Origin of the sequence: Micromonospora sp. RP3T (genome assembly GCF_003027925.1) — a bacterium.
Taxonomy (GTDB): domain Bacteria; phylum Actinomycetota; class Actinomycetes; order Mycobacteriales; family Micromonosporaceae; genus Micromonospora.
The window spans coordinates 18,607-32,074 of the sequence record NZ_PYPS01000024.1 but is presented as its reverse complement, the minus strand read 5'-3'; the positions used below and the strand labels follow the sequence as shown (position 1 = coordinate 32,074).

The 13,468-nt window shown below is 74.5% G+C and carries 14 protein-coding genes; 3 read left to right on the top strand and 11 right to left on the bottom strand.

Annotated features, from left to right (window positions below; translation table 11 throughout):
• Window positions 1–42 precede the first annotated feature (42 nt).
• From C8054_RS19620 to C8054_RS19595, 7 genes are all read right to left on the bottom strand, one after another.
• Window positions 43–1,113: a hypothetical protein gene (locus C8054_RS19620; RefSeq protein ID WP_107158272.1), complete on the bottom strand. Its 1,071-nt coding sequence runs from the start codon at window positions 1,111–1,113 to the stop codon at window positions 43–45.
• A gap of 79 nt (window positions 1,114–1,192) precedes the next feature.
• Window positions 1,193–1,369 carry a hypothetical protein gene (locus C8054_RS32070; protein WP_158273874.1) on the bottom strand — a complete coding sequence of 59 codons (177 nt, stop codon included), beginning with the start codon at window positions 1,367–1,369 and terminating at the stop codon, window positions 1,193–1,195.
• Between the two features lie 2 nt (window positions 1,370–1,371).
• Window positions 1,372–1,605 carry a zinc-ribbon domain-containing protein gene (locus tag C8054_RS19615; protein ID WP_107158271.1) on the bottom strand — a complete coding sequence of 78 codons (234 nt, stop codon included), beginning with the start codon at window positions 1,603–1,605 and terminating at the stop codon, window positions 1,372–1,374.
• Window positions 1,606–1,690: 85 nt separating this feature from the next.
• A complete protein-coding gene (locus C8054_RS19610) occupies window positions 1,691–2,518 on the bottom strand; it encodes an SRPBCC family protein (RefSeq protein ID WP_107158270.1) in 828 nt (275 codons plus the stop codon).
• Window positions 2,511–3,074, bottom strand: a complete 564-nt coding sequence (locus tag C8054_RS19605; protein ID WP_107158269.1) for a helix-turn-helix domain-containing protein — start codon at window positions 3,072–3,074, stop codon at window positions 2,511–2,513. The genes C8054_RS19610 and C8054_RS19605 overlap by 8 nt, the downstream gene beginning before the upstream one ends.
• Window positions 3,075–3,163: 89 nt before the next feature.
• A complete protein-coding gene (locus tag C8054_RS19600) occupies window positions 3,164–4,507 on the bottom strand; it encodes a class I SAM-dependent methyltransferase (protein WP_107158268.1) in 1,344 nt (447 codons plus the stop codon).
• On the bottom strand, window positions 4,504–5,889 hold the full coding sequence (locus C8054_RS19595; RefSeq protein ID WP_107158267.1) for an FAD-binding oxidoreductase: 1,386 nt from the start codon (window positions 5,887–5,889) through the stop codon (window positions 4,504–4,506). The genes C8054_RS19600 and C8054_RS19595 overlap by 4 nt, the downstream gene beginning before the upstream one ends.
• A gap of 82 nt (window positions 5,890–5,971) precedes the next feature.
• On the opposite strand from C8054_RS19595, the gene C8054_RS19590 reads away from it, so the two are divergent.
• Both C8054_RS19590 and C8054_RS19585 read left to right on the top strand, forming a co-directional pair.
• Window positions 5,972–6,256: a DUF427 domain-containing protein gene (locus tag C8054_RS19590; RefSeq protein ID WP_107158777.1), complete on the top strand. Its 285-nt coding sequence runs from the start codon at window positions 5,972–5,974 to the stop codon at window positions 6,254–6,256.
• A gap of 57 nt (window positions 6,257–6,313) precedes the next feature.
• Entirely contained in the window at window positions 6,314–7,027 is a 714-nt protein-coding gene (locus tag C8054_RS19585) for an RICIN domain-containing protein (protein ID WP_107158266.1), read from the top strand.
• A gap of 1 nt (window position 7,028) precedes the next feature.
• On the opposite strand, the gene C8054_RS19580 is transcribed toward C8054_RS19585, so the two are convergent.
• The gene (locus C8054_RS19580; protein WP_107158265.1) at window positions 7,029–8,363 is read right to left on the bottom strand and encodes an MFS transporter; all 1,335 of its coding nucleotides are present in this window, start codon (window positions 8,361–8,363) and stop codon (window positions 7,029–7,031) included.
• A gap of 1 nt (window position 8,364) precedes the next feature.
• On the opposite strand from C8054_RS19580, the gene C8054_RS19575 reads away from it, so the two are divergent.
• Window positions 8,365–9,387, top strand: coding sequence for a GlxA family transcriptional regulator (locus C8054_RS19575; protein ID WP_107158264.1), 1,023 nt, complete (start codon window positions 8,365–8,367; stop codon window positions 9,385–9,387).
• Here C8054_RS19575 and C8054_RS19570 read toward each other — a convergent pair.
• The 3 genes from C8054_RS19570 to C8054_RS19560 form a co-directional block, all read right to left on the bottom strand.
• Window positions 9,361–9,837: a hypothetical protein gene (locus tag C8054_RS19570; RefSeq protein ID WP_107158775.1), complete on the bottom strand. Its 477-nt coding sequence runs from the start codon at window positions 9,835–9,837 to the stop codon at window positions 9,361–9,363. The genes C8054_RS19575 and C8054_RS19570 overlap by 27 nt on opposite strands.
• Before the next feature lie 134 nt (window positions 9,838–9,971).
• Window positions 9,972–11,924 (bottom strand): VWA domain-containing protein, encoded by a 1,953-nt coding sequence (locus tag C8054_RS19565; protein ID WP_107158263.1) that lies wholly within the window; start codon window positions 11,922–11,924, stop codon window positions 9,972–9,974.
• 2 nt (window positions 11,925–11,926) lie between these two features.
• Window positions 11,927–13,444: a magnesium chelatase gene (locus C8054_RS19560; RefSeq protein WP_107158262.1), complete on the bottom strand. Its 1,518-nt coding sequence runs from the start codon at window positions 13,442–13,444 to the stop codon at window positions 11,927–11,929.
• Window positions 13,445–13,468: the final 24 nt, after the last annotated feature.

Below are 13,468 nucleotides of genomic sequence, written 5' to 3'. Positions count from 1 at the left end.
GCGGCTCCCCCGCTCGACGCGCCCGCGCCGCCGGAGGCGTACTCATGCGGGGTTTCCGGCGAGGGCGTCGGCGCGCAGGCGCGCGGCGGCCCGCAGCAGCGCGGCGGCCTCCGCCTGCTCCGGCTCCGGGGTACGGACGCCCTCGGCGAGCGCCAGCACGTCCGCCACCGCCGGCACACCGCCGAGCGCCTCCCGGACCGGCCGACCCAGCGCGCCGGTCTGGCCGCGCGCCTCGTGCCGGCAGAAGAAGGCCAGCTCGCAGGCGGCCAGGCAGTCCGGCGCGTAGCGGGCCGGCACCTCGTGCAACGCGGCGGCCAGCGTGGCCGGGTCGGCCGCCGGGTCGGCGGTGAAGCCGGCCGGCAGGGTCTCGAGCAGGTCGTCGACGCGGGCCATCCGGGCGAGCTGCCGGCGCAGCACCAGGAGCTGCCGGCGGACGTCGAGCAGGCTGGCCACCGGCCGGTTGGCGAAGTCGTGCGGGCAGATCAGCACCACCTCGTGCGAGACCAGCTCCGGATCGCGTCCCGCGGCGGCGAGCAGCTCCCGCAGGGCCAGCACGTAGACCGCGGACTGGATCGCGGCGGCGGCCACCTTCGCCGGGTCGGCCTGCCCGTCGATCACCGGAAACGACTTGATCTCCACGACGTGGAACCGGCCGGCCAACCGCGCGGCGACCAGGTCCGGTTCCAGGTGCACGCGTCGGCCGGCCACGTCCAGGCCGAGCAGCGGATGGTCGAAGAGCGCCGGGCCGTCCCCGCCCGCCGTCAACGCCGCCCGGGAGCGTGCCGTCCGGTCGTCGTCGCCGCCCAGGTCCGTCCAGGTCGCGCCCGCCGGCACCGGTACGCCGAGCCGCTCCGCCACCAGCCGCAGCAGCTCCACCCCGCCGTCCGCCTTGACCTGGGCCTCGAACGCGTTGCCCCGGGTGATGGCGAACCGGGACTGCCCGAACCGCGCCGGGAAGCCCAGCCGCTCGGCCAGCGCCGGCTTGTCCGCGCCGGCGCTGTCCAGCACGGCGCGCCGGGTGCACCCGGGGTTGCCGGTCAGCGCCGCGATGGTGCGGGCGTTGTGCCGCCGCGGCGGCCCCCCACCCCGAATCTCCCCCAGCCGATCTTCCACCCGATGAAGTGTAAGGAGGGGGCCCCGGTTAACGCCTCCGGTAGAGGAGGGGGCCCCGCTTAACACCCGCTCTGGCGGCTCAGCGTCCGGCGGAACGGTTCCACGGCGAGCGCGGGGACAGCGCGCCCGCCGCCGGCCGGCTGCGGCGACGGTGCCGGCGGCCGGGCGTACAGGGCGGACGGGCGGCGGTGTGCACCGGTACGGCGGGTGGGGTGACCATCTGCCGCCCCATCAGCCAGCAGAGGAAGCGCGTCACGGTCAGCCGACCGGGAGGCGCTCGGCCTCGGCGCGGGAGATGTCGTACTCGGCGCCGCAGAACGTGCACTGCTGCGCGTACCGGGTGCGGACCGGGATCAGCGGGACGAAGAAGAGGCTGAACTTCGTGGCCCGCCGGGTGATCACCTGTGCGGCCTGGTTACCGCAGTGACGGCAGACCCGGGTGACGACACCGGACCGGGTGACCTTGGTCCGCAGCCCGAAGATGAAGAACATCGCCCGGCATTACCCACCCGGGGCACGTGTTAAGCGGGGCCCCCTCCTATACCTGAGGCGTTAACAGGGGGCCCCTCCTTACACCTCAGAGCCAGATGGGGCGCCAGGCGGGGAGTTCGTGGAAGCGGCGCAGCTCGGCCAGGCCGGCCACGGTGCCGGTCCAGGCCGCGTACGGGGGGTGGCCCTCGTCGAAGCCGGACTGCACGAACGTCAGCTTCGTCCGGCCGGCGGACTCGGCCAGCTCCCAGGTGCTGACGCCGGTGGGGCCCCAGTCGACGGAGATGGCCTGCCCGGGCGTCACGTCGAGCACCTTGGCGACGTAGCCCGTGTCGAAGCCGCCCATCGCGTAGCGACCGCCCGCCCACGGTTCGATGCCGATCGGGTAGCCGAACCAGGCGCTGGCCTGCTCCGAGTCGGTCAGCGAGGTCCACACCGCGTCGATCGGGGCGTCGATCAGCAGCTCGCCGCGCAGGTCGGCGGCGGTGAAGTCGGTACGCGGCAGCAGCGGCCGGCCCTCCAGGTGCGCGTTGAGGTTGGCGATCGACAGCGCCCAGTACGTCTGGAGCACGCCCCGGATGCTGCTGCCGCTCATCGCCTCCTCGAAGGAGAAGTGGCTCTGCCGCAGCGTGAGGATCGTGGCGTCGCCGTCGGGCGCCAACTCGATCTCGGTGGTGGTCTCCACCCCGTCGAGCGTCCACGTGAAGCGCAGTGACGTGTCGTCGACGTGCCGCAGCCGCTGGTGCGGCGCGTCACCCTCGGGCGTGAAGCGGCCCCAGAACTCGTACCGCCGGGGCAGCTCGACCTCGGCGTGCTCGGCGAGCCACACGCGCAGCTCGGCCGGGTCGGTCAGCGCGCGGCGGACGGTCGCCACGTCGGCGGCGAGGCGGGCGCGGACGGTCAGCGGCTCAGTCATCAGCGTTGTCGCCTTTCGGGTAGCAGGCCACGGCGAGCTTGAAGGGGTCTCCCTCGGCGCCGCCGTATCGGGTGAACAGGTCCCGCAGCGTCGACTGCAGGTCGTGCAGGAACTCCTGGCGCCGCTCGGCGGGCACCCGGATCTCGCCGGAGACGCCGATCGAGGGCAGCTCCGGGGCGGCGCGGTCCAGCGCGGCGATGTCCGCCTGGACCTCCTCCATCAGGTCGAGCAGGTAGCCGAGGCTCAGCTCGTCGCGCACCCGGCGCCCGGCGCCGATGCGGCCGACCAGCCGTGGGGAGAGCCAGTAGGACCGGGCGACGGCCTGGTAGATGCCTTCGGTGATGCCGCGCACCTGCCGCTGCGCGACCTGCTCGGCCAGGCCGGCCGCGACCAGTTGCTTGACGTGGTAGTAGACGCGCTGCGGCGTCTGGTCCAGCCGAGCGGCGACCTCGGTGCAGGTGCGCGGCTCGGCGAGCTGCCGCAGCACCTCGATGCGCTGCGGTTTGAGCAGGGTCTCCGCCTGCTCGCGTGCTTCCAGGTACAGGACGTCTCTCATGGCAAAAGCAAGTTTGTACGTACAAAAATTGTTTGTCAATGACCTCGACGAGAGGCCGCGCGGTCCGCGCGGCCTCTCGTCGGTACGGGTCAGGGCGTCCAGTCCGGACGCAGCGGGTAGCCGTTCACCCCCTGCGGGCCGTTGTGCGTGGCGAGCACCTGGTGCAGTTGGATCTCGTTGCGCTCGAACGCCATCCGGGAGCCGGCCATGTAGAGGCCCCACACCCGGGCGGTGCCCGGGCCGACCTCGTTGACGCAGAAGTCCCAGTGCTCGACCAGGTTGCGGCACCAGCCGGCCAGCGTCAGCGCGTAGTGCTGGCGCAGGTTCTCCTCGTGGTGCACCTCGAACCCGGCGTCGTGGATCTCGCTGATCAGCCGCCCCGGGCCGGCCAGCTCACCGTCCGGGAAGACGTACCTGTCGATGAACGCGCCGGAGCGGTGCGGCGCCCGGTTGTCGGCCCGGGTGATGCAGTGGTTGAGCAGCCGCCCACCGGGCTTGAGCCGGGACCGCAACGCGCCGAAGTAGGCCGGGTAGTTGCGCACGCCGATGTGCTCGGTCAGCCCGATCGAGGAGATCGCGTCGAACTGCTCGCGCGGCGCGTCCCGGTAGTCGAGGTGCCGCACCTCGGCCAGGTCGCCCAGCCCTTCCCGCTCGATCGCGGCCTGCGCCCACTCGGCCTGCGCCCTGGACAGCGTCACGCCCAGCGCCTTGACGCCGTACTCCCGGGCCGCGTGCCTGACCATGCCGCCCCAGCCGCAGCCGACATCCAGCAGCCGCATCCCCGGCGTGAGCGCCAGCTTGCCGGCGACCAGGTCGTACTTGGCCCGCTGCGCCTCCTCCAGCGTGTCGCCGGGAGTGCGGAAGACCGCGCAGGTGTACGTCATGGACTCGCCGAGCACCTTCTCGTAGAAGGCGTTCGACACGTCGTAGTGGTGGGAGATCGCGGTGCTGTCCCGCGCCCGCGAGTGACGCAGCCCGTTCACCACCCGCTTCCAGCGCGGCGCCGCCTCCTGCGGCGGGGCCGGCGGGGGCCGCAGCCGCTCCCAGCCCAGCCCCTTGACCAGGGCCAGCGCGTCGGCCACCGGCGGCATCCGCAGCGGCATCTCGTCCTTGAGCACCTGCAACGCCTCGTACGGGTCACCGGGGTGCACGCCGTCGAGCCCCAGGTCGCCGCTGACGTAGGCCCGGGCCATGCCCAGGTCACCCGGCGCGGTGAGCAGGTACGACAGGCCCCGCTCGGTGCGGATCGCCAGGGTGATCCCGGCGTCGGCCGGGCCCACCGCGCTGCCGTCGTACCCGGTGACCCGGACGGGCAGGTCGCCGGTGGTCACCGCGCGGATCACGTCCGCGACGGTCGGTCCGGTGCGCCGGCCGCCCGTGGGCGGCCCGGCCGGGGTGCTCGCCGCCCCCGGAGTTCGGTCGGTCAGACTCATGCTCGGGATACCGCCTTCTCGTACAGTCCGGTGAGTCGGTGATCCGGGTCGTAGCGATCCTTCACGGCGCGCCAGGTCTCCCCGCCGTAGAGCCGGTCGAACGCGGCCCGGTCGTAGTACGCGTCGGAGTAGAGCGACTTGTGGCCGCCCGTCTCCGACACCATGTGCTCGATCTGCCGGTTGACGTCGCCGTCGGCGGCGCCCGGCGTGATCGGGACGCTGCCCCAGAAGCCGATGTTCACATAGGTCTCGCCCGGTTGGAGCGGATACAGCGGCCACGCCCGGGCCGATCCCGGGCCGGCCGGCTCCCGCAACCGCAGCGGGCAGAGCCACACGGGATCCATGCCCACGTGCGCCGCGAACCAGCGCAGGAACTCCGGCGTACGCGCCAGCGGGATCTCCACGTCCTGCACCACCCGCTCGCGCGCCGGCCGGCCCCGCCACCTGTCGACCCGGGCGGCCACCTGGTGCCGGTGCTCGAAGCGCACGATCTTGTGATAGAAGTCGCTGCGCCGGTAGCGCTGCGGCCAGAGCCGCCGGACCACCGGGTGCTGCACGCCGAACGCGGACGAGCACCAGAACCAGTCGGTGTCCCACCGCCAGAGATAGTCGTACGCGGTCAGCACGTCGCGGGTGCGCCGACGCAGGGAGCGGTAGTAGATCTCCTGGCCGGTGTAGTCGGACGGACGGCCGTCGGCCTGGTCGGTGAACGTGGCGAGCACCAGGTAGGACTCGCCGGGGCTGAACATCACGCCGTCCATGGCGTCGACCGGCTCGCCCCCGAACGCGCCCTTGTCGACCACCTCGCCGATCGCGTCGACCAGCTCCTCCAGCCGGGTGAACCGGATGTTGCGCAGCGCCACGTGCCGGCCGACCGGTTGCAGCTCGATGCGCAGCCGGGTGGCGTAACCGAGGCTGCCCAGCGAGTTGGGGAACGCGCGGTGCAGCTCGGCGTGCTCGCCCAGAGGGCGGGTGGTGATCAGCTCCCCCGCGCCGGTGAGCACGTCCATCTCGGTCACCGACTCGTGCGGCAGGCCGTTGTGGAACGACGTCGACTCGATGCCCAGGCCGGTCACCGCACCGCCCAGCGTGATGGTGCGCAACTGCGGCACGACCAGCGGCATCAGCCCATGCGGGAGCGTCGCGTCGACCAGATCCTCATAGGTGCACATGCCCTGCACGTCGGCGGTGCGGGCCGTCGCGTCGACGTCGAGCACCCCGGTCAGCCCGCGCACGTCCAGCCCCGGGACCCGGGGCGCGGAACGGGGACGGAACAGGTTCGACGTCTGCTTGGCCAGCCGCACCGTTTCGCCGGCGGGCACCGCGGCGTAGGACCGCCGGAGCGCGTCCACCGCCCGTTCATGATCACGGACAGCTCGCATGAGATCACTTTACGCCCCGGGCCGACAATTCGCGGCCCCTCAACGGTGGCCGGCGGGCCGACCCCGGCATAGCGTGGAGGCCATGCCGAAAGCAGTCTGGAACGACCTGGTCATCGCGGAGAGCGACGACACCGTGCTGGTCGAGGGCAACCACTACTTTCCGCGTACGGCCCTGCGCGACGACCTGATCCGCTCCTCCGACACGCACACGGTCTGCCCGTGGAAGGGCACCGCCTCCTACTACACGCTGGAACACGAGGGCGCCACCAGCCCGGACGCGGTCTGGTACTACCCCGACCCGAAGTCCGGGGCCGAGATGGTGCGGGACCGGGTGGCGTTCTGGAAGGACGTCCGGGTCGTCGACTGAGTCACCGGCCGCCGGGGCGACTGGCCCTCGGCGGCTCCGGTGGGTCAGGATGCCCCCATGGCCGACCCGCGTCCCGACCCGTCCGGCACCGTCTACGGTGCCCGCCCCGCCCGCGGCGGGAGCCGGCTGCCCCGGGACCCACTGATGCGGACCGCGCTGGGCATCGGCCTGGTCGGCGTACTCCTGGGGGTGTTCTTCGCGACCGGCGTGCTGGGCGGCGGGGCCGACCGGCCGGTGGTGCCGGCGGCGGCCGTGCCGACCCCGGCGGAGAGCGAGCCGAGTTCGGCCCCGCCGACGACCGGGGCCGCGCCGTCACCCACGCCGAGCGCGACGCCGGAGACACCGGCCGCGCCGGTGGCCACGCCCCGGGTGATCCGGGGCGTGCCGTCCGGGCGCTGCGTCGGCGTCACCGGCGACGACCCGGAGGGCGCGCAGGCCGCGCTCGCCGACTGCACCGGTGGGCCGGAGCAGCAGTGGGTGGTCACGCCGGTCGCCCCCGACACCTACCTGCTGGTCAACGCCGCCAGCGGCAAGTGCCTCGACGTCAACGAGGCGAGCACCGACGACGGCGCCGACGTGCAGCAGTGGTCCTGCAACGGGCAGGCCAACCAGCAGTGGAAGCTCCAGCCGACAGGCGGCGGGCCGGTGCTGCTGGTCGCCGTGCACAGCGGCAAGTGCGCGCAGGTCGACGACGCGGGCACCGAGGCCGGTCGGGAGCTGGCACAGGCGCCGTGCGGTGGCGCCGCCGAGCAGCAGTGGGCGCTCGGCTGACTCAGCCCCGGTAGCTCCACGCCCGCCGGCCGGCCGCGACCACGGGCAACGCGAGCGCGGGCCGTCGGCGCAGCAGCAGGGAGAGCCCGGCCGCGCCGATCGAGAGCGCACCGGCCACGTACCAGGCCATCGCGTAGTCGCCGAGGCGGTCCCGGACCAGGCCGGCGCCGGTGGCGGCCAGCGCGGCGCCCACCTGGTGCGCGGCGAACACCCAGCCGAACACCACCGCGCCGGACGCGCCGAACCACTCCCGGCACAGCGCCACCGTCGGCGGCACGGTGGCCACCCAGTCCAGCCCGTAGAAGACGACGAAGACCAGCATGCTCGGCTCGGCCCGGCCGGTGAACAGGCTCGGCAGCACCAGCAGCGATCCGCCGCGCAGCGTGTAGTAGGCGCCGAGCAGCAGCCGGCTGTCGACCCGGTCGGTGAGCCAGCCGGACGCCACCGACCCGGCGATGTCGAAGATCCCGACCAGGGCGAGCAGGCCGGCGGCGGTGGTCTCCGGCATGCCGTGGTCGTGCGCGGCCGGCACGAAGTGCGTGCCGACCAGCCCGTTCGTGGTCGCGCCGCAGATCGCGAAGCCGCCGGCCAGCAACCAGAACGGCCGGGTCCGCGCGGCGGCGGCCAGCGCGCCGACCGCGCGGCCCGCCGCGCCGCCCGCCGGCCGGGCCGGCGGTACGACCTCGGTGGCGCCGTAGGCGGGTCGGCCGAGATCCGCCGGGTGCTCGCGCAGCAACCACCCCACCAGGGGTACGACGGCGAGCGCCGCCCCGGCCACGACGAGTGCCGCCGTCCGCCACCCGTGGTCGCGCACCAGCACCGCGAGCAGCGGGAGGAACACCAGCTGCCCGGCCGCCCCGCCGGCGGTGAGCACGCCGGTGACCAGGCCCCGGCGGCGGACGAACCAGCGACCGGTGACGGTCGCCACGAACGCCAGCGCCATCGAGCCGGTGCCCAGCCCGACCAGGACGCCCCAGCAGAGGATGAGCTGCCAGCTCTCGGTCATCGCCACGGTCAGCCCGCTGCCGGCGGCCACCAGCAGCAGCGCGACGGCCACCACCCGGCGGATGCCGAACCGGTCCATCAGCGCCGCGGCGAACGGGGCGGTGACGCCGTAGAGCAGCAGGTTGACCGAGACGGCGGCGGAGATGGTGGCGAGCGGCCAGCCGAACTCGGCGTGCAACGGGTGCAGCAGGACGCCCGGGGTGGCCCGGAAGCCGGCGGCGCCGACCAGCGCCACGAACGCGACGCCGGCGACCAGCCAGGCCGGGTGCAGTCTTCTCACCCACCGAGTCTCGCCACGGCGGGCTCCGGGGACGAGTGGCCGGAAAGCCATCATGCGCAATAATCGGGCCATGACCGCCCGGCCGCCGCACCGCGTCGTCGTCCTCGCCCTGGACGGCGTGGTCGCCCTCGACCTCGGCACCCCCGCCCAGCTCTTCGGCGCCGCCCGCGGCACCGACCGGACCCGGCTGTACGCGGTCACCACCTGCACGGCCGGGGCCCGTCCGGTACGCAGCACGGGCGGCTTCCGGGTGCTCCCCGACCACGACCTCGACGCGCTGGACACCGCCGACACGGTGATCGTTCCCGGCATCCACGAGGGCCCACCGCTCACCGCCGGCACGGTGGACGCCGACGTGGCGGACGCGCTGCGCGCCGCCCACGAGCGGGGCGCCCGGATCATGTCCATCTGCACCGGCGCGTTCGTGCTCGCCGCCGCCGGCCTGCTCGACGGCCGACCGGCCACCACCCACTGGGCGTACGCGGCCCGCTTCCGGCGGCTGCACCCCCGGGTGCGGCTCGACCCCGAGGTGCTCTTCGTCGACGACGGGCCGGTGCTCACCTCGGCCGGAGTGGCCGCCGGCATCGACCTCTGCCTGCACGTGATCCGCACCGACCACGGCAGCGCGGTGGCCAACCGGGCGGCCCGTCGCTGCGTGGTGCCGCCGTGGCGCGACGGCGGCCAGGCCCAGTACATCGAGCGGCCGGTGCCCCCGGCCACGGCCACCGGCACCGCGGCCACCCGCGAGTGGGCCCGGCACCGGCTGCACGAACCTGTCGCGTTGCGCGAGATGGCCGCGCACGCGCGGATGAGCGTCCGCACGTTCACCCGGCACTTCCGCTCCGAGACCGGGCTCAGCCCGGCGCAGTGGCTGCTGCGGCAACGCACCGAGCACGCCCGGGTGCTGCTGGAGACCACCGACCTGAGCGTCGACCGGATCGCCCGGGACGCCGGCTTCGGCACCACCGCCGCGCTGCGCCAGCACTTCCACGCCCGGGTGGGCGTGGCCCCCACCGCCTACCGTCGCGCCTTCCGCGCGCCCGTGGGATCAGGCCAGGTGGGGCTGCCGGCGTAGCGCGCGGAGCTGGGTCAGGTGCAGCGGCAGGTGCACCCGGATGTGCAGGTCGAGCGCGCGCCCCCAGGGCAGCGCGTCATCCACGTCCAGGTCGAAGCCCTCGCGCAGCACGGTCTCGACGGGCGTCTCGGCGGCCGGGCCGAGCCGCTCGGCCAGCGCGCAGAGCTTCAGGCTGGTGGCCCGCAGCAGCGCGGCCAGCGCGTCCAGCCCGCCGCACTCGGAGACCAGCGCGTCGAGCTGCGGGCGGTGCACGGTGTCCAGGTCGTAGTACGCGAACGGCGACCCGGCCAGCACCGCCTCGGTCGCCTCGCTCATCAGCTCGTCGTTGGCGGCGAGGTGCGCGACGATCTGCTCGGCGCTCAGCTCCCCCTCCGGCGGCGGCCCGAACCCGCCCGCGTCCACCTCGGCGAGCAGTTCGTCGTACGCCCGCCGCAGCGCCCCGGCATCCACCTCGTCCATGCCCGCATCCAACCCCATCCCACCCCCGCCCCGCGCAGATTCACGGAAAGCGTGGCCATGGCGCGCGGAATGGCCACGCTTTCCGTGAATCCGCGGGGACAGCAGCCCGGCGGGGCGGGCGGGGGTCAGCGGCGGCCGTGACGGGCGCGGAGGTAGTCGGAGACGACGTACTCGCCGAGGTCGTTCAGGTCGGGGGTGAACATCCGGCCACCGGAACGGCGGGCCACCGCGTCGACGAACCGGCGCAGGCCCGGGTCGTCACCGAGCATGAACAGGTTGAGCGTGGCGCCGTACCGGGTCAGCTTGTCCACCTCGCGGATGGTCGCCTCGATCGTCTCCGGCAGCGGGGGCCAGTTGAAGTACGCCTCGCCGTCGTCCGGATCCAGATGGGCGGTCGGCTCGCCGTCGGTCACCACGAGCACCACCGGCTCCGCGCCCGGATGGCGGCGCAGGTGCCGGCCCGCCAGCCGCAACGCGTGCTGAAGATTGGTGCCCTGCTCCATGTCCGGCTCCGCCGCCGCCAGCTCCTGCTGGGTCAGCGGCATCGCCTCCCGCCCGAAGCCGACGATCTGCAACGCGTCCTGCGGGAACCGGGTGGCCATCAGGTGCGACAGCGCCAGCGCCGTCTGCTTCATCGGGCCCCACCGCCCCTGCGAGATCATCGAGTACGACAGGTCGACGCAGAGCACCACCGCCGCGGACGCCCGACGCTCGGTCTCCATCACCTCGAAATCCTCGACCGCGAGCGGCACCGGCACGCCGGGGCCGGCCCGGCGGACCGCCCGGGTCAGCGTGCGCACCACGTCCAGCGGCTGCTCGTCGCCGTACTCCCAGGGGCGGGACGCGCCGCTGACCTCGCCGGCCGCACCGGCGGACCGCAGGTCGTGCTGGCCCCGGGGACCGGCCGTCAGGTCGGCGAAGACCCGCCGCAGCGCGGTGCCGGCGAGCCGGCGCAGCGCCTTCGGGCTGAGCGTGAGCCCCTCCGCGTCCCGGGTCACCCAGCCCTGGCGGCGCAGCTCCCGCTCCAGGTCGCGCAGGCGGCGTACGTCGTCGGCGGCGTCCCGGCCCAGCGTCCGGGCCACCGCGTCGACGTCGACGTCGTCAAGCGTGGCGCCGGCCTGGTCCTGGTCGAGCGAGTCCAGCAGCTCGTCGAGCTCGGCGATCTCGTCGAGCGCGCCGGTCGCCTCGCCGTAGCCGAGCGGCTGGTCGCCCCGGACGCGTTCGCCGCGCTGCCAGTTCAGGTCGGGGCGCAGCGAGCGCAGGTGCGCGTCGAGTTGGGACAGCTCCCCGGCGAGCCGGTCGCCGAGCGACTGGCGCATCAGCCCGGCCAGCTCCTCGCGCTGCTGGTCCGACAGCGACCGCATCAGTCGTTGCCCGGCCGCCGACCGGCGGGCCAGCACGTCGATCAGCTCGTCGACGTTCCGGGGCTGTTCCGGGAAGAACTCGCCGTGCCGGCGCATGAACTCGGCGAACGCGTCGGTGGTGTCCTCCGAGCGGGCGTGCCGGGCGAGCAGCTCGTTGAGGTCGCGCATCATGTCGCCGAGCTGCCGCTGGGCATCCGGGTCACCGGCGGCCCGCGCCGCGGCCCGCAGCCCGGCGAAGCGCTGCTCCAGCACGTCGCCCCGCAGCCCGTCGAGGATCCGCTGGTAGGCCTGGCGGGCCTCGGCGCTGGCCCAGTCGTACCCGGACAGCTCGGAGACCGCGCGCGCGGTGGACCGGGGCAGGTTGTCCAGCACCGCCTCGGCGAACCGGGCGTCGTCGCCGTCGCGGCCCCGCAGCTCGTCCCGCTCGGCGGCGAGCGCCTGGTCGAGCAGCGCGCGGGCCCGGGTCACCGCGCCGTCCAGGTCGCCCCGGCGCAGCGCCTCCCGGCGCAGCCGGCGGGCCCGGGCGGCCAGGTCCTGGAGGCCGCCGCGCCCGTCCGGACCGCGCCGCAGCAGGTCCCGCAGCGCCTCCCGGAGGCTGCCCCCGCCGAGCACCTCCGCGCCGACCGCGTCCACCGCGGCACGCACGTCGTACGGCGGGGCGAGCGGGTCGGGCCCGCCGCGCCACTGCCCGTACCGGAACCGGTTGCCGGCCACGGTCAGCCCCGGCCGCCGTAGACGGTGCGCCCGGCGTCGGTGACGTCCTTGCCGAGCCGGCGGGTCAGATGCAGCCCTTCGAGGACGAACTCGACGCCGGCCGCGGCCTCCGCCGGGCTGGGCGCGTCCCCCAGCCCGAGCCGGTCGAGCACCTTGGCCAGCCCCGGCACGGTGCCGACCTGGCGCAGCAGCTCCGTGGCGGAGACCAGCTCCCCGGTCTCGACGGCGCCGCCCTCGGCGACCAGCGCGGTGAAGCCGGACAGGTCCAGCCCGGACAGCCGGGCCCGGAACGTCTCCGCCGTGGCGGTACGCAGCAGGTGCGCGAGCACCTCGATCTCGCGCCCCTCCTCGCCGCTCTCGAACTCGACCTTCCCGCGCAGCGTCGACGTCACCGAGACCGCGTCGCCGACGCGCGCCACCGCCTCCTCCGGCGCGCGGCGGGACCCGGCGTCGGCGGCGTCACCGGTGGACCCGGTGTCGCCGGTGGATCCGGTGTCACCGGCGGATCCGGCGGCGAGCAGGCCGGAGCGGCGCAGCGCGGCGGCGGCCACGGTCTCCGCGGCGGCGATGGCGAACCGGGCGGACACCCCGGAGCGCGGGTCCACCGACGGCGACTCGCGCACCCCGCGGGCGAACCGGGCGAGCACCTCCAGCACGTGCTCCGGCACGGTCGCGACCAGGTCGGCCTCCTGCCGGATCAGCTCCAGCTCCAGCTCCAGGTCGAGCGGGTAGTGGGTGCGGATCTCGGCGCCGAAGCGGTCCTTGAGCGGGGTGATGATCCGGCCCCGGTTGGTGTAGTCCTCCGGGTTGGCGCTGGCCACCAGCAGCAGGTCCAGCGGCAGCCGGAGCTGGTAGCCGCGGACCTGGATGTCCCGCTCCTCCAGCACGTTGAGCAGCGCCACCTGGATCCGTTCGGCCAGGTCGGGCAGCTCGTTGACGGCGAACACGCCCCGGTTGGTGCGCGGGACGAGGCCGAAGTGGATGGTCTCCGGGTCGCCGAGCGTACGCCCCTGGGCGAGCCGGACCGGGTCGACGTCGCCGATCAGGTCGCCCACGCTGGTGTCCGGCGTGGCGAGCTTCTCGCCGTAGCGCATCGAGCGGTGCAGCCACCCGATCGACAGGTCGTCGCCGGCCTCGGCCACCCGGGCCCGGCTGGCCGGGGTGAGCGGGTGCATCGGGTGCTCGTTGAGCACCGAGCCGGGGATCACCGGGGTCCACTCGTCGAGCAGCCCGCCGAGCGCGCGGATCAGCCGGGTCTTGCCCTGCCCACGCTCGCCGAGCAGCACCATGTCGTGGCCGGCGAGCAGCGCCCGCTCGACCTCGGGCAGCACCGTGTCCTGGTAGCCGACGATGCCGGGGAAGCGCTCCTCGCCGGACCGCATCCGGGCGAGGAGGTTGTCGCGGAGTTCCTGCTTGACGGTGCGGTAGTGGTGGCCGGTCGCGCGCAGCGCGCCGAGCGTGGCGGGCAGCTCGGCCGGCGGAGCCGGGGAAACCTGGGAGTGAGCGCTCACCCGCACCACGCTAGCTCAGTTTTCCCGCGTCGC